This window comes from Sorangium sp. KYC3313 (genome assembly GCF_052075895.1).
In the GTDB taxonomy this organism is placed as follows: Bacteria; Myxococcota_A; Polyangia; order Polyangiales; family Polyangiaceae; genus Sorangium; species Sorangium cellulosum_B.
On the sequence record NZ_CP197255.1, the window covers coordinates 11,867,532 to 11,888,340 of the forward strand.

A 20,809-nucleotide genomic window follows, 5' to 3' on the forward strand; every position below is an offset into this window, starting at 1 on the left:
TCACTCGTTGAAGCCGAGCTGCTCCCGCGCCTCGGTCAGGCCGTCGCTCACGGCGAAGACGATGAGGTCGCGCGCCTCCGCGTTGCGCCCGATCCAGGTGACGCGCTCCTTGCCCGCGGCGGGCGGCGCGTTCGTGTTGCCGCCGGACCAGGCGATGCCCGTGAGGACGACGTTGATGTCACCCACGGCGAGGAACGCGGCCCGGTTCCCCCAGCCGTTGATCGCGGTGTTCAACGTCGAGGCGCGGTTGCCGATCGAGCCGATGACGTCGGCGGCGAGCACGCTGATCTTCGGATCCACGCCGCCCGCCATCACCCGCTCGATGCGGCCGTGGTACTCGCGCAGGCGCCCGGCGTCCGCGCCCTGCGGCGACCACGTCGGGACGAACACCTTCAGGTAAGCCGCGAGCAGCGGCCAGAGATCGATCGGCGCCGTCCGCGAGAAGGCCGAGGCGTTGGTCTGGAGGATCTTGACGGCGCGGTGGATGAGGGCGACCCGGACGTCCTCGCGCGGCGAGGTGACGAGCGCCTGGCCGAGGACGATCTTGGGCGGGCTCGTGGACGCCGGCACGCAGACGGCGCCGAGCGCGCCCGTCATGTAGACCTGCAGGCCGGGGAGGCCGTACGCCGCGCCGATGCCGCGCGCCAGATCGGTGATCTCGGCGTGCTGGGGCGGCAGCGGCGTCGCGCGGATCGAGTCGAGATCGAACGACACCGCGGCGTCGAGCAGCGGGCCCGTCTTGAGCAGGAGCTCCCGGAACGCCGGGGTCATGAGCTCCGGCGCGAGGTGGGCGTCGAGGCGGGCCGCGCCGGCGGCGTTGCCCGCGCCGCCCATCGCGGCGTCGCGGCCGTCGAGCGCGTCGACCGTCGCGCGCGCGATCCGCGCGGCGCCGGCGCGGCCGCGGAGCTCCGCGACCGTCGCGACCGTCGAGAAGAGGTAGGGCTCGAAGCGGCCGGTGTTGAGCGCGCGGCGCGCGTCGGCGAGGGCGCGATCGAGCAGGGTCGTCGCCGCGGCGGTCTGCTCGGTGCGCTGGTAGTAGCGGGCCAGCGCGCCGAGGGCGAAGTCGTCCTTCGGCCACGTCTTGCGGGCGGTGAGCAGCGTGGCCTCGGCCTTCTTCGCGTCCCCCATCGCCTCGTAGATCTCGGCGAGCTCCGCGGTGCGGCGGCACTTCTGCTCGGGCGCCTCCGCGGCGCTGATGAGGAGGTTCTGCTGCTCGAGCGCGCGGGCGCCGTCGCCGGCGCGCTTGTAGAGCGAGACGAGGCGCTCGCGCGCGCTCACGTCGCCCGGCGAGCGCTTCAGGATCTCCTGGTACGCGAGCTCGGCGCGCTCCGCGTTCGGGAGGTGCTCGTCGTAGAGCTCGCCGAGGCGGAGGTAGATCGCGACCTGCTTCGCGGGCTCGGGCACGAGGCGCGCGAGGCGGATCCACGCCTGCTCGGCGCCGGCCCAGTCGCCCTCGCCGGCGCAGACGTCGGCGAACGCGGACAGGGCCTCGACGTGATCGGGGTTCGCGTCGAGCGCGGCGGCGAGCGCGCGCTTCGCGGCCGCCGCGTCGCCGACGTCGGCGAGCGCCCGGCCGCGCAGGACCTCCATCTCGACCCGCTCCGCAGGATCGGTCACCGCCTCGAGGCGGCGCTCGAGGAGCGCGGCGAGCTCGGCGCGCGCCCCCTCGGCGATGTAGATGGCCCTGAGCCGCGAGAAGACGTCGGCGTACGACGGATCGACCGTGGCGACCGCCTCGAGGACGTCGCGCGCCCGCGCGACGTTCTGGACCTTGTCCTGCCAGAGCACGGCCGCGGCGTAGAGCGAGTGCGCGCGCCCCTCGGGGCCGACGCTCGCGCCCGCGGCGGACTCGAGCGCCGCGGCGGCGGCCGCCGGGTCGCCGCCGCGATCGAGCGCGTCGGCGAGATCGAGGTGCGCGACGAGGTAGTGCGGGACGAGCGTGATCGCGTGCCGGAAGAAGGCGACGGCGTCCTCGATCGAGCCCGCGAGCAGGGCGTCCCTGGCGGCGCGCACCGAGAGGGCCGCGGCCTCGGACGGGCGATCGGTGCGCTCGATGAGCTGGCGATCCGCCTCGATCGCGACGGCGTGATCCGCCTTCGCGCGGGCCTGGGCGGCCATCTGGCGCAGCGCCCAGATGCCGCGGGGCTCGTTCCTGTACGCGATCTGGACCGGCTCGAGCGCCTCCTCCCACGGGAGCACGCGCAGGCGCAGCCGCGCCGACAGGAGCGCGTGGGCGATCGCCTCCGGGCCGTCGAGGACACGGGCGATCTCGAGGGCGATCGGCTCGAGCTCCTCGTCGCGGCCCTCGCCGATGAGGTACGAGGCGACCCGGCGGAGCGTCGGCAGGTGGTGCGGCGTCTCCTCCAGGATGGAGCGGCGCCAGAGCAGGGCGCTGCCGGCGTCCTTGCGCCCGTGCTCGTCCAGCTCCGCGAGGCGCTCGTAGATCTCGAGGCGCTCCGCGGCGTCCGCCGCCTCGCGGGCGCGCGGGATCAGGGCGTCGACGAGCTCTCCCGTGCCGTGGCCCGCGACGGCCGCGCGGTAGAGGGCGATCGGCGCGAGCGCGTTGTCCCCGGCGGCGATCGCCTGGCGGGCGCACGCGGCGGCCTGCGCGAGATCGCCGGCGCGCTCGTGGTCGAGGGCGGCCTCGAGCGCGAGGCGAGCGGCCTCGGCGCCCGCGGCGGCGCGGTCGTCATCCGAGCGGCCGGCGTCGCCATCACCGCCTGCGTCGAGGGCGCGCAGGAGCTCGGCGGCGCGCTCGGCGCGCCAGGAGGCGCGGTCGGCGGGCGGCTCCGGCGCGAGCCGCTCGAAGAGCTCGCGCAGGCCGATGTCCTGGGGGCGCGAGCGGTGCGCCGTCTCGAGGAGCGACGCCGCGGCCGCGGGGTCGGCCTCGGCGACGAGGAGCGCCTCGCGGACGAGATCGTGGGCCCGCTCGAGGGGGTCGGCCGCGCCCTCGCGGCGGGTCCTGAGCCACTCGAGCAGGCCGTCGCGGTCCACCCGGGCGCGCGCGCTCCGCTCGCCGAGGTGGAGCGCGACGGGGAGCTTCGGATCGATCTGGGCGGCGCGCGAGAGCAGGCGCTCGCCCTCGTCGTTGTCGCCGCCGTCGAGCAGGCGGATCGCGGCCTCGGTGACGAGCACAGCGGCCCGCGGCCCCTCGTCGAGCGTGAGCGCGTGCTCCGCGAGGATGCGGGCCGCGCCGACGCCGCTCTCCTGCGCGGCGCGGGCGCGCGCGGCGCCCTCGTGCTGCGGGTCCGCGGCGCGGGCGCGATCGAGATCGCTCATCGCCGCGCGCTGATCGCCCGCGACCTCCGCGAGGACGGCGGCGGCGAGCGCGCTGTCGCGCTCGGACGCGACCTCGCGCAGCGACGCCACGGCCCTGGCGACGCGGGCGCCGCGATCGCCGTCGAGATCGAGCTCGAGCGCGAGCGCCCGGAAGAGCGGGCTCTCCGGCGCGGTGTCGCCGTAGGTGACGACCGCGCGGGAGAAGGCGTCGCTCGCGTCGACGCCGCCCTCGGCGGGGACGGCCTCGCGCGAGAGCGCGCGACCGAGGGCCGCGGCGGCGCGGGCCCTCGGGCCGCCGAGGGGGCGCACGCCCCTCGACGCGGGCGCGCCGTCCACGACGGAGGCCACCGCGGCGTCGCCGCCGGCGTCGCTCAGGGCGGCGCTCGCGGCGGCGCAGAGCGGCGCGAACTCGGGCTCGTCCGCGAGGGCGTCGAGCCACGGGTCGATCTCGCCGGCGGCGCCGCCGGCGAGCGCCGAGAGGACGATGCGATCGGCCGGCGAGAAGGCGCCGTCGTCGTCGAGCGTCGCGTCGCGCACGGCCGCGGCGTCGCCGAGCTCGATCGCCTGCGCCGCGAGGGCGCGGCGCGCCTGGCCGCCGTGCGAGCCGGCGGCGACGGCGCGGAGCGCGCCGAGCGACGCCGGGCGGGTCTCCTTGCGCGCGGCGCTCAGCGCGGCGGTGAGCCACGCGACGGCGGGCGCGAGCGAGGTGCCGCGCAGGGGATCGAGGGTCGCGAGGCCCTCGGCGAGGTCGCCGGCGCCGAGCAGGGCGCGGGCGCGGAGCAGCGCCTCGTACGGCGTGGCGGGGGCGGCGCGGCCGCGCGCCGGCCTCGGGGCGCCGCGGTGCGCTGCGACCTGAGCGCTCGCGGCGGCGAGCGGCGCGAGCTCGGGCGCCTCGGGGAGGCGGAACTTCGCGAGCACGGCGGAGGCCGCCGCGTCCGAGTCCGGCGCGGCGAGCGCCTCGCAGAAGCGCTGGACGTGCGCGCGGGGATCGGCGGGGTGCGTCCGCGCCGCGAGCTCGAAGCGTTTGTGGGCGCCCTCGGGATCCGCGAGCGGGATGCGGCAGAGCTCCGCGCCGAGCACGAGGTTGTGGCAGCGCGCGGCCGGCGTGCCGAGGACGCGGGTCTCGCTCTCCAGCGCCTCGAGCGCGGCGGGCACATCCCCCTCGCGCATCAGGAGGCCGCGGAGCTGGCGGTGCGCGAAGATCTGGCTCGGGGCGAGATCGCGCGCCTCGGCGGCGATGGCGCGGGCGGCGGCGTCCTCCCCGGCCATCACGTAGAGCTCGGCGACGGGAAGCAGCGCGCGCGCCCGGGCCGCGGGGTCCTCGATGAGCTCGGCCTCGGAGCGGAGCCACGCGGCGCGCGCCGCCCACACGTCGCGCTGCTGCGACTGGACGAGGATCGCGCTCGCGTCCTGCTCGCCCTCGAACACCGAGGCGGGCGGCGGGATCGACGGCAGCGGCGGGAGGCTCTCGGGCGCGCGGGAAGGCGACGACGACGACAGCGGGCCCGCAGGAGGCGCCGACGGGACGCGTGCTGACGAAGACGGGCGCGGCGGCGACGATGACCCGCGCGGCGATGAAGACGGCACGAACGACGGCGACGGCACGAACGACGGCGACGGCCGGACGTGGGACGGCGTGAACGGGCGCGGCGGCGACGACGCCGCGCGCGGCGATGAAGGCGGGCGCGGCGGCGCGAACGCGACGCCGCTGTCGGGTCTCCGGGTCGCGACGCGCGTCTGCGCGAGATCGTCCTCGAGCTCTTCGTCGGTCGGCTCGGTCGTCCCGCTGATCAGGCTGGACTCGTCCACGAGCTCGCCGGGATCGCTGTCGGCGGCGGGCTGATCCCAGCGGCTGGCGGAGGCGGACGACTGGCCGGCGTACGGCCGGGTCGTGGGCCCGGGCCCGTCGAGGGCGTTCGTCTCCTCGTCGTCGATGCCGTGCGTCTCCTCGTCGTCGATGCCGTGCGCCTCCGAGAACCGGCCGCTGCTGGCGCCGCTGGGCGGCGCGAACTCGAACGGGGAGTCGCCGCCGTCGGGGATGGGCGTCGCGCGGTCGCCCGGCTCGGCGGTGTCCTCCTCGAACACAGGCTCCCGGCGCACCGACGGCGGCGGCAGCGGGGGCGGCGGGGCGGCGGCCTGCGGGCGCGGCGCCGTGAACCTCGCGGACGGGGCCGGCGGCGGGATCTTCGGCGTCCTTTCGCCGGGCGTGAGCTCCGCGCCGAGCGACGCCCTCACGTCGCCCGGCCTGCTGCCCGAGCGGGGCGCGGCGGCGGGGCGGGGCAGCGACGGGGGGCGCGGCGGCGGGATGGGCGCCGGGGGCCGGCGCGTCCCGTGCAACGCCGGCGCCGAGGTCACGACCCCGTCGTCGGCGTCGTCGGCGCGCTGATCCTCGAACAGCATGTCGAGCAGCGCGTCGCTCTCTCCGGCGCTCTGCGCGGGCCTCGCGGGCACGGGCACGGGCTCGCGGGAGAACAGCTGCTTCAGGCCGCCTTCGCCGGCGCGCTCGCCCTCCTCCGCGCCGCGGATCGACTGGATGAGCTCTTCGGGGATCTTCGCGAGGAGCGTGGCCTCCTCGACGTCGCCCTCCGAGACCGCCGCGCCGTACATCGCCGGCGGGGGGACCGTGATCTTCTCCTGCGACGGCGCGCCCTCGTCGCCGCCGCCGCCAGAGGAGCTCTTGGATTGCGGATTCTTGCTCACCGGACCCCCATGCCGAGCTTCTTCCGGAGCTCGAGGTAGCTCTGCGAGAGGACGAACGCGACCAGCTGGCGCGCGCGCTCGCTCTCGACGACGACACCGCCGAGCTGCTCGCGCGGGGTGTTGAGGATGTCCGAGAGGACCAGCGAGACGTCGCCAGCGGCGATGACGGCCATGCGGTCGATGCTCCTGCGCGCGGCCTGCGCCCAGCGGAGCGGGTCCTGCTGGCTCGAGACGATGCGCTGGCAGACGTCGGCGATGGCCTTGCGGGTCGCGCGCGACATCTCCTTGTGGATGGCGCGCGAGACCTCGCCGAAGACGGCGTAGGGCGGCTGCGGGACCGCGAAGCCCGCCTCGATGCACGCGGCCGCGACGAGCGAGGCGACGGCGCTGTCGTCCCGCGTCCTGAGCGACGAGATGCCCCGGCGCAGCGCGAACGCCTCGCGCGCGATCGCCGAGCGCGAGGCGGCGTCGAGCGGCGTCGTGATCTCGGGGCCGAGCACGAGCGCCGGCAGCTGGCCGTAGACGCCGGTCGCGCCGCGAGGGCTGGGGCCGCCGACGTAGAGCTCGAAGTCCGTCTCGAAGCTGAGCGCGCCCATCCACTCGGCGACCGCCACGCGCAGCGGGTGGCCGCCGCGCGAGTCGATGCGGTCCTTCTTGCCGACGCCGAGCGACACGAGCGAGGGGCCGAGCGCCATGCAGATGGTCTCGGCCATCTTCGCGAACAGCTCGCCGACGGGCCCGGTGTCGAGCGGATCGGCGATGTCGGCCATGGCCTTGGCGTCGAGGGCGATCTGCGGCCGCGCCGGGACGCGGGCGTCGATCTTCCTGAGCTCCGCGGAGATGCCGTCGTCGATGCGGACGAGCGAGACGAGCGCGCCGAGCGTGGCCTGCCGGAGCGCCGCGTCCTGCCCCGCGCCGGCGATCTTCGCGAGGAGCGCGACCCGGTCCGCGTCGAGCGGCTCGGACGCGAGCGCCTGGATCAGCGTCGCCTTGGCGCGGCCGAGCACGCGGGTGCGGAAGGCGGGCTCGTAGTCCGTCGTGAGGACGAGATCGATCGCCTCGCCGTCGTCCGGCGCCTCTTCGAGGAGCTTGGCGACGGCCCGCTCGGCGCGGCGCGGCGCGCCGAGCTGATCCCGGTAGATGGCCATCGCGAGGCGCGCCGCCTCGATCCGCCCCTCGGGGGTGTCGCGCTCGACCATGAGCTCCTCGAGCAGGCGCGTCGCCTCGTCCCAGGAGCCGACCCGGGCGGCGACCCGGACGAGGCGCTCGCGGACGACGGGCGTCGACAGCCCGGCCCTGTGCAGGCCGATCAGCACCTCGAGCGCCCTGTCGTGCTCGCCGAGCTTCTCGTAGGCGTCGACGGCGGTGATCCCCGACATGAGGCGCTGCTCCCCCGGCGCCTTCGCGACGCGCGAGAGCTCGGCGTAGAAGGCGGCCGCCTGGCCGAGGTCGCCCTGCGCCTTCGAGATGTCGGCCGAGAGCGCCAGCGCGCCGATGTGGTCCGGCTCGAGCAGCGTCACGTTCTCGAGCGCGGCGAGCGCGTCGTCGAGCTTGCCCTTCTTGCGGAGCACGCGCGCGCGCTCCCAGAACAGCTTGCAGAGCTCGAGGTCGCTGTCCGCCACGCCGAGCCGCCTCTCGATGATGTCGAGCAGCCGATCGTCCTCGTTGCGCGCGCGGACGCGGCGGAACAGCCGGTCGAAGGCGACGCCGCGCCGCGGGTCGCGCGCGAACGCGCGATCGAAGGCGATCTCCGCGTCGTCGTGGGCCTCGGTGTGCTGGACGAGCAGGAGCCCAGCGCTCTCCCAGAACCCCGCGCCGCGCGCGTCGTCCCTGCAGAGCGCCCCGAGCTGCGCCGAGGCGAGCGCCGTCGACACGGGGTCGCGCAGCGCCTCGGACGTCGCGCGGACGCCCTCCCAGGCGGCGACGTCGTCGGGCCGCCGCTCGACGACCGCGCGGAACGCGGCGAGCGCGCGCTCGTGATCCCCGGCCGCGAAGTCCGACCAGCCCGCGACGCCGAGCGCGGTGAGCTGCGCCTCCTCGCCGAGCGCGTCGCCGAGCCCGTGCAGCGCCGCGGCGCGGCGCCGCGGATCGCAGCCGGGGAGCGCGAGCTCGAGGTTGGCGAGCTGCGCGGGCGCGTGCTCGCCCGTGAGGAACGGCCGCGGCAGGTTCGGCTGATCGAGCGCGCCGACGATGGCGGCCGAGGCCTCCATCGCGGCGCGGGCCTCGCCCTCCATGTGCCGCGCGAGCGCGCTCCGCGCGGCGACCTCCGCCTCGCGGTCCTCGGCGCCGAGCGCGGCGCCGAGCCACTCGAGCTCGGCGTGCGGGCTCGGGTCTGCCGCGGCCCACGCCGCCGCGCGCGCCGCGGTGCGCGCGCGATCCTGGTCCAGGGTCCGCGCGAGGCGGAAGCGCTCGGCGTGCGCGATCGTCGCGGCGGCGCCGCCGCGCTCCTCGATGTAGTCGAGCGCGCGCTCGACGGCGCTGCGCTGCTCGAGGGCCGGCTGCCAGAGGAGGCGCCCGAGCGCGGCGGCCAGGGCGAGGTCGTCGCTCGCCTGCGACTCCAGCGCCTCGAGCGTCGCGAGCGCCTCGTCGGCGTCGCCGCCCTCGGCGGCGCCGACCTCGAGGCCGAACCGCGACAGCGCGAGCGCCGCCGGGTCCTCGCCCGCCTCGCCGGCGACCTCGAGGGCGCGGCGCCGGCTCTCCAGATCGCCCGCCTCGTGGCCGCGAAGGGCCCAGGTGAGCGCCGTCGCGCCGGCGCGCGGCGCCTTGCCGCGCGCCGCCTCGAGCTCCTCGACGGCGCGCCCGCGCTCGCCGGCGCGCCAGAGCAGGATCGCCGCCTCGATGTGCAGCGCCGCCGAGAGATCGGCGTCGTCGATCGCCGCGGCGCAGGCCGAGAGCGTCGCGGCCGCGGCGGTGGGGCTCCCGGCGCGCCGGTGCAGCTCGGCCAGGAACACCGCGACGACCTCGTCGTCCGCGGATCGCTCGAACAGCGCGCGGAGCCGGCTGCGGGCGCGATCCAGATCGCCGCCGCGCGCGCTGCGCAGGGCAGCGACGAGCCACAGCCCGCGCGCGGTCTCCTCGCCCTCGACCTCGGCGAGCGCCTCGATGACCGTCGGCGAGCGCCGCGGGCCGGGGGCGCCGGGCTCGTCGCCGCGCTCGCGCCGGGTGCGGACGAGATCGACCGCGAAGGCGCCGAGCGCCCGCCCGAGCCACGCGTTCGGCGTGGCGCCGTCGTCGGCGCCGGCGTTGGCGAGCTCGGCGAAGGCGCCCTCGGCGCCGTTCGCGTCCCCCCGGAGGAGGCGGCTCCGGCCGATCTCGAACCACAGGCTCGCCTTCTCGGCCGGGTCGACGCCCGTCGAGAGCAGCCGCTTCGTCGACTCCTCGTACCAGGCCGCGTCGCCGCGGAGCGCCGCGAACGACCGGCCGAAGCGCGCGAGCACGCCCGGGTGGACGCCGGCCATGCCGGCCTGCGACAGGGCCGCCTTCGCCGCGCCGACGTCGTCCGTCCGCACCGCCCAGACGTAGGCCGCGAGCAGCAGCGCGCGCCCCCGCGCGTCGTCGCTGGCGTAGGAGGCCGCCGTCGCCTCGAGCGAGGCCGCGAACGCGGACGGGTCCTGACCGTCTCCGAGGAGATCGATCTCCAGCGCGCGGGCCGGGATGCACTGCGGGTCGGCCGCGAGCGCGCTCCGGAGCGCCGCGAGCGCGGCCTCGCGATCGCTCGCGAGCGCCGCCGCCTCGGCGACGCGGAGCCACAGGGCCGCGGCGCCGGGCCCGCTCGCGCCGCGCGCGATCTCCTGCTTGGCCAGGCTGGCGGCGGCCTCGGCCTCGCCGGCGGACTCGAGCGCGGCGATGCGCGCCCGGCCGAGGAGCGTCGACTCGGGCAGCCGCTCCGCGGCCCGCTCGAGGAGCGACGCGAAGCCGCCCGTCCCGGCCCGCTGCGTCAGCTCGGCGGCGCGGAGCCACGCGTCGGCCGCGTGCTCCGGCTTGCGCAGGGTCCGCGGGACGCCGTTGGCGTCGCCGCTCGCCTCGTCGTCGAGCGCGTCGGCGATGAGCTCCGCCTGCCCCTCGAGGGCGCGCGCGAGCGCGCCGAGGTCCTCCTCGCGCCGGGCGATGACCTCGAGCGCGAGCTGCGACCTGAAGCGCGCCCGCCCCTCCAGCGCGGCGGCCGCGTCGAGCAGCTCGTAGGCGCGCTCCACGTTCTCGGTCGCCGCCGCGAGGTCGGCGAGCTCGATGAAGAGCAGCCCCTTCCACGTCGCGTCCGTCGCGAGCTCCGCGCGGGCCTCCAGCGCGCGCATCCGGCCGGCGAGGTCCCCTTCCTTGGCCGCGATGAGCTCGAGCTCGAGCCACGGGGTCGCGTCCTCCGGGTTACTGAGCGCCGCCTCTTCGAGCGCCTCCTTGGCCGCCGCGAGGTTCTGCTCGTGGTCCTGGAGGTACGCCGCGCGCTCCCAGAACGAGCGCGCCCGCTCCTCGGGCGTGGCCGCGGCGCGCGTGAGCGCGTCGAGCAGCTTGCCGAGGTTCTTGATCGACTTGCGCCGCGTGAGGATGCGGACCAGCGCCTCGAGCGGCTCGCGGAACTGGGGATCCGCGTTGAACGCGGCGAGGTAGTCGCGCGCCGCCGTGGGCTCCTCGCCGAGCGCCTCCTCGAGCGCGCCGAGCTCGTGCAGCAAGAGCGCCTGGAGCTGCCGCTCCGGTTGCTCGCCTTGCTCCGCGCGGAGCCGCGCGATCAGGGCCGTCATGCTCTCCACCTGCCCCTCGGGTGCCTGAACCGTCATCTCGCTCGCGACGCCTCCGAACGGGGTCTCATCTGTGCGCACCGCATGACGATGGCGGAGAGTAGCGAACCGAACCTGACGGAGTAAAGCGCGCCGGGCAGGGAGCGGGCTCGAACAGCGCCGAGCGGCGTCGAGCGCCGTGCCTGGCCGCGCGCGATCGGTGGGTCGAGCGGCGGACACGAAGGTGCGCGCGCTCGCGCGCGGCGCGAGCAAGCGGGCGGAGGCCGCTCGCTCGCGAGGAGGAGGAGGCGGAGCGCGTGTCGGCCGGGGCGCCGCCCGCTGCGGGGCGGCTCGGTCGATCGAGCCGCCGGGGCGCGCCTGGCCCGGCCGCCGGGCTAGGCCCTGCCCAGCACGGCGTCGAGCTTGTCGTTGACCTTCGACTCGACCATGCCCTTCATCGCCTTCAGCAGGAACGGGAGATCGATCTCCACGTGGACAGCGGACACCTCGACGCGAACGAGGCCCTTCGTCCCCTTCGCGGCGCCGCCCGGCGCCTCGAACCGGATGACGTCGCCGTCCCATCGCCACTGGATGCCGAGCTTGTCTTCCATGCCCCGCGCAAGCTCTTCCGCGCGCTTCCTGGCATCGTCCTTGGTGAGCGCGTGCTGCCGACGGATGTCGATCGTCGCCATACGGTATCTCCACTCGTTCGCGTCCACGGCGACGCGCCGCGCGCGGTACGCTCTACTTACTCGATCCGACGCGCGATCCAAAAGCCGCGCGGCGTGTCGACCGGACCGCTCACGCCCCCCTTGGAGAGGCTGAACAGCTCGTACTCCGGCGCGGGCTCGAGCACGCCGCGCGGGATGTAGCCGAGGTCGTCGGTCGACCCCTTGTCGCCCTTCTCGATGGCGGCCTTGAAGTCCGTCTTGGCCACCTCGGCGAGCTCCCTGGCGAGCGCCAGCGCGGCGTCCTTGGAGCGCGCGGTCGGCGCCGCGCCCTGCGCGCCGCGGTACTGGATGAGCACGACGCCGAAGCGCACCTTCTTCGGCGCCTCGGCCGGCAGCGAGGGCGGCGCCTCTCCCGAGAGGAGCGTGACGCCCGCGTCGGATCGCCCCGCCGGCTCGGGGCCGCGCTCCTGGAGGATGCCCTCGGCGCCGGCGTCGCTCCCCGCGTCGGCGTCGCCCGCCGCGGCCGTCGCGGGCGAGGCGGCGGCGTCGGCGTCGGCGGCGTCGGGGCCTGCGTCGGGGGGCGCGCTGGCCGCGCCGCGCCCCTCCGAGCCGCCGTGCGTGATGACGAACGCCAGCGCGCCCGCGAAGAAGAGCGTGTAGATGACCGCCGTCGAGCGCTGCATGAGCGGCAGCGCGTTAGCACAAGTGGAGGACGCTTGGCGAGGCCGCGATGGCGACACGCGCCGCCTGCCAGACGGCGTCGCCGCTCCGTTGCCACCGTTGCCGCCGTTGCCGCCGCTCCCGCCCGTCTCCGCCCGCCCCCGCGTCCGTCCGTCCCCGGCCGCCCCGCGACTGCGCGCTGTCCGCTGTCCGCTTCCTGCTTCTTCCTGCTGCGGGACCACGCACGCGACATGCCCGAGGAAGTCGCCGATTTGAGGGCGCCGGCAGAAGAGGCGATCCTAAGGACCGCAACCCCTGCTAGTAAGGAGAGCGGATGTCGGGGCATCCCGGCCTTTCGCAGGTCGAACGAGCGTGGGGCGCCTGCGAAGGCGCTCGCAGCGCCGGCATCGGGTCGGGAAGCATGATCAAGGTCGAGTGCGACGGGTGCAAATCGCCGTACCAGGTCGACGAGAAGCGCGTCCCCCCTGCGGGGCTCAGGATGCGCTGTCCGAAGTGCGGTACGAGCCTGCTGGTGACCAAGGGGGGCGCAAGCGCAGCGCCCGCGCCGACGCCTGTGCCCACCCCCCCGCCGCGGGCGGGGGCGGGGGGCCTTCAGCTCTCGGAGCGGAGCGCCCCGGCGGCGCCCGAGGACGCCGATCTGCCCATGGCGGCTCCGGAGGACATCGCCTTCCCCGCGGTCGCGCCTCCCCGACGCCCCGGGCCGGCGCCGGCGCCGGTACCGACGCCGCCGCGCCGTGCGGCGCCCGCGGTGCCTGCGCCGCCCGCGCCGCCTCCTGAGCCGCCGGGTCCGGAGGTCTTCGGCGAGATCGGCTTGCCGGACGTCCCCGATCGCCCCGCGCCGTCCGATCGGCGGAACGCCAAGACCGTGCCGCAGCGGCGCGGCTTCGGAGAGATCGATCTCATGGTCGAGCTCCCGAGCCCGACGGACGCCGAGGTGCAGGGGCTCAACCCGGACGATCTGCCGGTCGTCTACGGCAATGCGTCGGTGGCGCTCCCGGCGCGATCGCGCGCGGAGTCCCGCACCGCCCCGGCGACACCGACCGCGTTCGCCGGTACCGACCTGCCGGCGCGGGTCGAGCCGCTGCCTCCGAGCAGCCGGCGCACCCTCGGGTTCGGCGAGCGAGAGTCGGCGCCGGGCGCCCCCTCGGGGCCTGGTGCGCGGGACGCGGGGCTCGGCGCGCGAAACGCCGGGGCCACCACGCAGCCGCTCGGTCGCGGGCGCACCCGCGGTGCGGGGGACGCGCCCCCGCGCGTGGTCCCGGAGTACGATTTCGGAGACCTGGACGACGACGCGCCCCCGGCTCCTCCGGCGCGTTCGAGCAGCGGCTCCATGTCGTTCGGCTTCGGTGAGCTCGAGCTGCCTCTCGAGGGCGACGGCGACGCCGAGCTGCCCGCGATGTCCGCGGGCGACCTGCCCATCGTCGCCGGCGATCTGCCGAGCTCGGCCCCGGCCGTCATCGGCATGCCCGCCCCGTTCTCGAACTCGGGCCTGCCCTCGCCGGCTTCCGCGCCGCTCCCCTCGCCGGCGCGCGCCGGGCTCCCGGCCGCGGCCCAGGCGGGCTTCCCTGCCCCGGCCCCCGCGGGCTTCCCCTCGAAGGCCACCGGCCCCGCCCTCCCCTCGAAGGCCGCCGGCTCCGCCCTCCCCTCGAAGGCCACCGGTACCGGCTCACCTGCAGGACCGGGGACCATCGTCGGCGCCGAGCTCTTCGACGAGGCCCCGCCGGACTACGACGACTCGCGCGTCGGCGCCGCATTCCAGGCGCCCGGGCCGCGCCCCCTCCCGCCGCAGGCAGCGCCGGAGCCGCCCAGCAGCGGCGCCATGCCGCCCGTCGACTTCGGCGCCGTTCCCCCCGCCGACTTCCTCGCCGCGCCGCCCGCCGACGCCCGCGCCTCGTCCACCACCGGCTTCGGCGCCGCGCCGCCCGCCGACGCCCGCGCCTCGTCCACCACCGGCTTCGGCGCCGCGCCCGCCGCCGGCTTCGGCGCCGACGATTTCGGCGACGAGATCGCGCTCGGCGAGAGCGTCACGCAGCTCGCCCCCGGCGCCGCGCCCACCCCTTACGATCCGTCCGACCGCTCCGCGAACTTCACGCAATCGCCCGCGGACGCCGACGATCGGGGCATCGAGCTCAGCGAGCCGCACCCCAGCGTCGGGGACGAGGTCGACCTGACCGGCGCGGGCACCGAGATCGGCGACCTGAGCGCCGGTCCCGGCGCGCAGGCCGAGAAGCCCGCGGCGACCACGGAAGCACCGCCGCAGAAGTCGAAGATCAAGCGCTACGTCGTGGCGGCGCTCGCGGTCGCCGCCGTCAGCGGCGGCGCGCTCGCGCTCGTTCCGGACGTCGGCGCCTTCGGCGTGAACCTCATCAGCGACCGGCTCAACGCCTTCGCGCACGAGGGGGCGCTCGCCGAGCTGCGCCAGCGGACCCAGACGGCCTTCGCCAAGGACACCGCGTCGGCCGCCAACGGCGCGCTGAACGACGCGAACGCCACGCGGGCCAATGCGCCGCGCCACCGGGCGACCATGGCCTACGCCGCGTACATCGCCTTCGCCCGGAGCATCCGCTTCGGGCACCGGACCGTCGACGACGCCTTCGGCAAGGAGATGCTCGCGCTCGCGAGCTCCCATCCGGGCGACCTGCTCTCCCTGGCCGTCGCGGCGCAGGCCGCGGCCAGCGGCGAGCTCCCGCGCGCGCGACAGGCCGCGCAGGCGCTCGCCGCGCAGCTCAAGGACGACATCGACCTCGCCGTCCTCGCGGCCGAGATCGAGCTCGCCGCCAGGGACGCCCCCAAGGCGATCGCGGCGTGGCAGCACGCGAGCGGCCTCCGGAAGAACGCGCGCACGCTCTACGGCCTGGCCCGGGCGCAGATCCTCGCCGGGGACGCCGCGGGCGCCGAGGCGAGCGCCCGCGGCGCGCTCGCGGCCTCGCCCGACCACGTCGGGGCCCGCACCCTGATCGCGTCGGCGCTCTGGCAGACCCCGGGCCGCGAGCAGGAGGCGCTCGATCTGCTCGGCCAGGTCACCGGCGACGGTCCGACCCGGGCCGCCGCGAGCGACCCCGAGATCGTCGACGCGTACACGCTGCTCGGCACCATCCACCTCGCGAGGTCGCGCATGAGCGCGGCGGAGCAGGCCTTCGCCGCCGCGGTGAAGCTCGACCCGCAGGCAGTGCGCGCCCTGATCGGCAACGGCGAGGTGCTCTACCGGTCAGGCCGCTACTCCGAGGCGCAGGCGCGCTTCGAGGCCGCGGCCCGCGCGGACGCCCGGAGCCTCGCCGCGCAGCTCGGCAAGGCGAAGACGTGGCTGGCGCAGGAGCGCATGAAGGAGGCGAAGGACCTCCTGAAGGAGCTGCAGAAGACCCACGCGGCAGACCCGCAGGTCGCCTACTGGCTCGGGCGCACCGAGCTCGCGCTCGGCAACAAGAAGGACGCGGAGCAGGCGTACCTCGACGCCGTGAAGTCGAACGAGAACCTCCCGGAGGTCGTCGACGCTTACGTGGCGCTTGCGTCGCTCCTGTCCAGCATGGGCCGCAACGAGGCGGCGGCGGAGAGGCTGTCGGAGGCGACGGCGAAGTTCCCGGACCTGCCCGCGCTGCACAAGGCCAAGGCGGAGGTCGCGCTCCAGACCGGGCGGTACGACGAGGCCCGGCAGGAGCTCGAGCTCGCGCTCGCGAAGGAGGACGACCTCGGCAGCCAGTTCAAGCTGGGCGTGGCGTACCGTCGCCTGCGGCGGTTCGAGGACGCCGCGAAGGTCTTCGACAAGGTCACGGCGGCCGACAAGGACTACCCGGGCCTCGCGCTCGAGCGCGGGCTCCTGTTCGAGGAGACCGGCCAGAGCGAGCGCGCGCTGGAGATGTACGCCGACGCGCTCCGCAAGGCGCCGAACGACATCGACCTGAAGCTGCGCGTCGGCTCGACCCAGGTCATGGCGGGGCACGCGAGCCAGGCGGAGCCCATCCTGCGCGACGTGCTCAAGGACCGCGCGAACTCCGCGGAGGCGAACCACTTCCTCGGCCGCGCGCTCCTCGTGCGCGGCACGAACATGGCCGAGGCGCTGCGCTTCCTGGAGCGCGCCGCGGAGCTCGACCCGAACCGCGCCGAGTACCACCTCTACGTCGGCTGGGGCGCCAACGAGACGGCCCAGACCGCGCGCGCGGAGATGGCGCTGAGGCGCGCGCTGGAGCTCGACGCGGAGCTCGGCGACGCGTACTGGCAGCGCGGCGTGCTGCTGCAGAAGCAGGGGGCGAGCCGGGACGCGCTGGCGGATCTGAAGATCGCGCTGGAGAAGCGGCCGTCCCGCTACGAGGCCTACGCCACGATGGCGCTCTGCTACCAGGATCAGGGCAACTGGGCGGCCGCGGAGGAGGCGTGGCGCAAGGCGATCGCGTTCAACGACAAGGTCCCCGAGTGGCACTACCGCCTCGGCAAGATCTACGCGTCGCGCGGCAACCGGGCCGGGACCGCGAGCGAGATGGAGCAGGCGGTCACCCTGGGCGAGGCGCCGGACCGCTCGACCCCGCCGTGGCTGTTCGACGCGCACTTCCTCCTCGCCGAGGCGCTCCGCGCGGCGAACAACCGGGAGAAGGCCGTCCACCATTACCAGCGCTTCCTGGAGACGGCGCCGACCGACAACGCCTACCGGCGCGACGCGGAGCAGGCGCTGGAGAGCCTGGGGGCGGGCAAGGGGCGCTGAGGCGGAGCGAGCGGCCGGCGCTCGGCTATCCTGGAGGATGCTCCCCTCCGTCAACGCCCGCCTCGCGGTGCGCGCCGACATGCCCGAGGTCGCGCGCTTCGCCGCGCAGCTCGTCCGCCTGCACCACGCCCTCGATCCGCACCGCTTCATGTGCCTGGAGCCGATCGAGCCGGGCTACGAGCGGTGGCTCACGGGCGAGCTCGCCAACCCCGACGCCGCGATCGTCGTCGCCGAGCGGACCGGCGCCGAGCCGGCGCTGGTCGGCTACGCCTACGGCCGCCGGGAGCCGCGCGACTGGAACAGCCTCCTCGACACCTGCGGCGCCCTCCACGACATCTATGTCGCCGAGCCCGCGCGCCGGCTGGGCGCGGGCGCGATCCTCCTGGAGGCCGTCATCGCGCGCCTCCGGGCCCTGGGCGCGCCGCGCATCGTGCTCCACACCGCGACGCAGAACGCCGCCGCGCAGCGCCTGTTCGAGCGGTTCGGCTTCCGTCGCACGATGATCGAGATGACGCTCGATCTCGAGTGACCGCGGCGTCCGCCCCGCCATCGGCGCGTCGGCCGCTCCGCGATCCGAACCTCCGAATCCGTTGGCGCTCACCTGTCATCGCGTCGCTCCATGCCTGTCGCCGTCATGCGCTTGACGACGACAACGCTGTCTTGCCCAGGCCATCGGACCACGCGACGGCCACGTCCCGAACCATACGAGACATGGAGTGCTCGGGCGTCGAGGCGAGCAGGCGCCACGCCACGCAGCGTACAACGAAGACACCCCTCGCACATCCGGTCAATCCCCGGGCACCGCAGCGATCATCGCCGTTGCACGCCGGTCCACACACCTCTTGCCGAGGACATCGACGCTGCCGAGGAGCGTCTTGACATGTCCGTTATAGCAGACTATCGTCCACCATAGAAGAGTAAAGCGAAAAACATCAGCGCGCCCTCCCGGCACACCGGGAGGAGGTCCACGTCCACGCCCGCGCGCGGACGACGGATGACCGCTCGAGCAGAGGTGCCATTGGCGGAGGTGGCGCGGACTGCGAACCATGACACGAGGAGGAAGGATGAAGATCTGAGCACGCCTCATCCCGACGGACGCGACGTCTCCCGGGTGCTCGACAGGGGTCGATCCTCGATCAGCAGAGGCCTTCCCACGCCCCACGCCGGATTCACTGCTGCCGCAGCAGCACATCACCAGCAATCCCTGCTCCCGTCGCAGCAAGCGCGCGGCCAGCGCAAACGATTGTGATCCGTTCCTGCAATAGAGCCCTGGCACGCTCCCTGCTCCCTGCCACGACGACGGCCCGTGAGCGGAGCGCCCCTTCTGCCTGAGGGCAGGAGAGCTCTTCGCGTGGCGCACGCCATCAAGGTCACGCGGCTCCGGGCGTGGATCGAGGCCGTGCAGGCGCGCCCCGCGGTCCGAGCCATCCAGAATCCTGTCGAGTTCTACGTGGAGCGCTTCGCGAAGTTCGTGAAGCCGGCGACGACGGCCGCCTGAGCGGCGCCGAGGGACAAGGAACATCATGTTGAAGCTCTGGGGTCACAAGAATTCTTCGAACGTGCAAAAGGTCCTCTGGGCGCTCGACGAGCTCAAGCTCGATTTCGAGCGCATCGACGCCGGCGGGCCGTTCGGGCGCGTCAAGGACGCCGACTATCTCACCCTCAACCCGAACGGGCTGGTCCCGACGCTCGAGGACGGCCCGCTGGTGCTCTGGGAGTCGCACGCGATCGTGCGTTATCTGTTCTCGCGCTACGGGTCGCCGCCGCTCCAGCCGAGCGATCTCGCCGACAGGGCGCGCGCCGACGCCTGGACCGACTGGCAGTTCGGGACCCTGTGGCCCCCGATCCGGACGCTCCTCGTGCAGCTCGTGCGCACGCCCGAAGAGCGCCGCGATCAGGCCGCGATCGACGCCGCCCGCAGGTCGGCGCTCGCCGCGCTGGGAATCCTCGACAGGCAGCTGTCACGACATGCGTGGGCCGCGGGAGAGTACTTCACGTTCGCCGATATCCCCCTCGGGGTCGCGGCGCAGCGGTGGTACAACCTGAAGACCGAGCGGCCCGCGCTGCAGCACGTCGACGCGTGGTACGGCCGCATCAAGCGCCGGCCTGGATTCGAGCGATGGGTGGATCTGCCCCTGGGATGAGGCGCGCGCCCGCGACTCACCCCTTGCGTGGCGGCTGCGCATAGCGCGCTTCTTCAGCGTAGTACTCGGGGAACCCGACGATCTCCTGGAGCGCCGCGAAGCTCATCCGCGGGTCGGGGTGCCGGCCGGCGCGCAGGGCCGCGAGCGCCTCGCGCATGGCGGCGGCGGCGACCGAGAGCAGGGTGAGCGGATAGGCCGCGATCTTGTAGCCGATCGCCTCGAGCTCGGCCGGCGGCAGCACCGGTGTCCTGCCGTGATCCACCATGTTGGCCATCGTCGGCGCACGCACCTCGCGGCAGAACGTTCGCATCTCCTCCACGCTCTCGGGCGCCTCCAGGAACACGATGTCTGCCCCGAGGTCGGCGAACGCCCGCGCGCGGGCGAGCGCCTCGTCGAAGCCGTGCGTCTGGCGGGCGTCGGTGCGGGCCATGATGAGCACGCCGGCGCCCTCGTCGCGCGCGTCCACGGCGGCCTGGACGCGGGTGAACGCCTCGTCGCGGGGCACGACCTGCTTGCCGCGCGTGTGGCCGCAGCGCTTGGGAGCGACCTGGTCCTCGATCATGACGCAGGCCAGCCCGGCCTGCGCATAACCGCGCACCGTGCGCTTCACGTTCATCGCATTGCCGTAGCCCGTGTCGCCGTCGCCGAGCACCGGAATCGACACGGCGCCGCAGATCGACCGCGCCTGATCGACCATCTCACCATACGAGATGAGCCCCGTGTCGGGGGCGCCCAGGCGCGCGGCGGAGACCGCGAAGCCGCTCATGAACGAGAGCGAGAAGCCGGCCTGCTCGATCAGCCGCGCCGACAGCGCGTCGAAGCAGCAAGGCATGACGAGGAGGCCGGGCGAGGCGAGCAGATCGCGGAGCTTCTGAGCGGGGGACACGGCAGGGACGATACCGCGATCGGCTGCCCGCGAGGCAAGCGCGAAGGGCCGAGAGGCGCCGCGCGCTCAGCCAACGCCCGCGCACGCACGAGGGAGGGACGGGGGCGCGCGCCGGCGTGCGTTCCTGTTGCGGGCACCCGGCGCCCGGGGGCAGGATGGCCCCGCGATGATCCCGCACAGGAGAGGGGCATGAGCACGGTTTCGTTGAAGGAGATCGCGATCGACGGCCGCCCTGCCAGCGTCCACGTGGGCGGGCAGGGCGAGCCGCTGCTGCTGGTGCACGGCGCCTGGGGCGGGGCGTCGATGCACTGGGCGCCTGTCTGGGAGCGATTGGCGGAGCGCTTCCAGGTGTTCGCGCCCGATCTGCCCGGCATCGGGCGCACGGACGCCCCGGGGCTCGGCTCCCTGGACGCCTATGCGCGCTGGCTCGATCGGCTCCTGGACGAGCTGGGTGTCTCCAGCGCGTGGTGCGTCGGCAACTCCTTCGGCGTCTCGGTCGTGTCGAGCTTCGCTACCCTGTTCGCGGCCCGCTGCCGAGGGCTCGTGTTCGTCAACGGCGTTCCCATCCCCCCGCTGCCGCGCCTCGTCGGCTGGCTCGGAGCGCGGCCGCTGCCCCGCCGGATGCTGCGCGCGTTGATGCGGAAGCAGACCTATGGCCCGCGGGTCCTGAGCCGCGCTTACGCCGATCCCGGCCGCGCCCCGGCTGCCCTGCGGGACGTCCTCGCGAGCGCCAATCCACCTCAGCTGGAGGCGGTGCTCGACGCCGCCATCCAGGGAGGTCTCAGTGCCCCGCTCAACCTGAATCCCCTCCTCGTCTGGGGCGAGGCGGACCAGCTCCTCGGCAACAGCGCGGACGACGCGAAGAAGCTTCACGCTTCGCTGCCGGGGTCGCAGCTCACCTTCATCCCGGCGACAGGGCACATGCCGCAGGTGGAGAACCCCGAGGCGTTCGTCGACGCGGTGTCGCGGTTCATCGAGGCGCGCGCATCCGCCGCCCGTCCGCGCGGCTTCGGCGGCCAGGCCAGCCCGGGCGCATGAGCGCCCGG

General features: G+C 75.2%; 10 protein-coding genes. 5 read left to right on the forward strand and 5 right to left on the reverse strand.

Annotation, left to right across the window (positions count from 1 at the left end):
- The 4 genes from ACSRUE_RS45210 to ACSRUE_RS45225 form a co-directional block, all read right to left on the reverse strand.
- Positions 1 to 5,979 carry a hypothetical protein gene (locus ACSRUE_RS45210; protein WP_441288970.1) on the reverse strand — a complete coding sequence of 1,993 codons (5,979 nt, stop codon included), beginning with the start codon at positions 5,977 to 5,979 and terminating at the stop codon, positions 1 to 3.
- Positions 5,976 to 10,748, reverse strand: coding sequence for a hypothetical protein (locus ACSRUE_RS45215; protein ID WP_441288971.1), 4,773 nt, complete (start codon positions 10,746 to 10,748; stop codon positions 5,976 to 5,978). Before ACSRUE_RS45215 ends, ACSRUE_RS45210 begins: the two co-directional genes overlap by 4 nt.
- A 335-nt stretch (positions 10,749 to 11,083) precedes the next feature.
- Complete coding sequence (locus tag ACSRUE_RS45220) at positions 11,084 to 11,380, reverse strand: polyhydroxyalkanoic acid system family protein (RefSeq protein WP_441288972.1); 297 nt, start codon at positions 11,378 to 11,380, stop codon at positions 11,084 to 11,086.
- Positions 11,381 to 11,436: 56 nt separating this feature from the next.
- Positions 11,437 to 12,042 carry a peptidyl-prolyl cis-trans isomerase gene (locus ACSRUE_RS45225; protein WP_441288973.1) on the reverse strand — a complete coding sequence of 202 codons (606 nt, stop codon included), beginning with the start codon at positions 12,040 to 12,042 and terminating at the stop codon, positions 11,437 to 11,439.
- 398 nt (positions 12,043 to 12,440) lie between these two features.
- Here ACSRUE_RS45225 and ACSRUE_RS45230 point away from each other — a divergent pair, with 398 nt between their 5' ends.
- The 4 genes from ACSRUE_RS45230 to ACSRUE_RS45245 all read left to right on the forward strand — a co-directional run bounded on the left by ACSRUE_RS45230 (position 12,441) and on the right by ACSRUE_RS45245 (position 18,877).
- Positions 12,441 to 16,733, forward strand: a complete 4,293-nt coding sequence (locus ACSRUE_RS45230) for a tetratricopeptide repeat protein (protein ID WP_441288974.1) — start codon at positions 12,441 to 12,443, stop codon at positions 16,731 to 16,733.
- 37 nt (positions 16,734 to 16,770) lie between these two features.
- Complete coding sequence (locus ACSRUE_RS45235) at positions 16,771 to 17,262, forward strand: N-acetyltransferase family protein (RefSeq protein ID WP_437761698.1); 492 nt, start codon at positions 16,771 to 16,773, stop codon at positions 17,260 to 17,262.
- A gap of 822 nt (positions 17,263 to 18,084) precedes the next feature.
- Positions 18,085 to 18,231, forward strand: a complete 147-nt coding sequence (locus ACSRUE_RS45240) for a hypothetical protein (protein ID WP_441288975.1) — start codon at positions 18,085 to 18,087, stop codon at positions 18,229 to 18,231.
- Positions 18,232 to 18,292: 61 nt separating this feature from the next.
- Positions 18,293 to 18,877 (forward strand): glutathione S-transferase family protein, encoded by a 585-nt coding sequence (locus ACSRUE_RS45245; RefSeq protein WP_441288976.1) that lies wholly within the window; start codon positions 18,293 to 18,295, stop codon positions 18,875 to 18,877.
- Positions 18,878 to 18,893: 16 nt separating this feature from the next.
- Here the strand turns inward: ACSRUE_RS45245 and ACSRUE_RS45250 are convergent, their stop codons facing one another.
- Entirely contained in the window at positions 18,894 to 19,763 is an 870-nt protein-coding gene (locus tag ACSRUE_RS45250) for an isocitrate lyase/PEP mutase family protein (protein ID WP_441288977.1), read from the reverse strand.
- Positions 19,764 to 19,952: 189 nt separating this feature from the next.
- Between ACSRUE_RS45250 and ACSRUE_RS45255 the strand changes: the two genes are divergently transcribed.
- On the forward strand, positions 19,953 to 20,801 hold the full coding sequence (locus ACSRUE_RS45255) for an alpha/beta fold hydrolase (RefSeq protein WP_441288978.1): 849 nt from the start codon (positions 19,953 to 19,955) through the stop codon (positions 20,799 to 20,801).
- Positions 20,802 to 20,809 lie beyond the last annotated feature (8 nt).

Coding starts and splice junctions, on each gene's coding strand:
- ACSRUE_RS45215 (WP_441288971.1), bottom strand. CDS start 10,748: ATGACGGTTCAGGCACCCGAGGGGCAGGTGGAGAGCATGACGGCCCTG.
- ACSRUE_RS45220 (WP_441288972.1), bottom strand. CDS start 11,380: ATGGCGACGATCGACATCCGTCGGCAGCACGCGCTCACCAAGGACGAT.
- ACSRUE_RS45225 (WP_441288973.1), bottom strand. CDS start 12,042: ATGCAGCGCTCGACGGCGGTCATCTACACGCTCTTCTTCGCGGGCGCG.
- ACSRUE_RS45230 (WP_441288974.1), top strand. CDS start 12,441: ATGATCAAGGTCGAGTGCGACGGGTGCAAATCGCCGTACCAGGTCGAC.
- ACSRUE_RS45235 (WP_437761698.1), top strand. CDS start 16,771: ATGCTCCCCTCCGTCAACGCCCGCCTCGCGGTGCGCGCCGACATGCCC.
- ACSRUE_RS45255 (WP_441288978.1), top strand. CDS start 19,953: ATGAGCACGGTTTCGTTGAAGGAGATCGCGATCGACGGCCGCCCTGCC.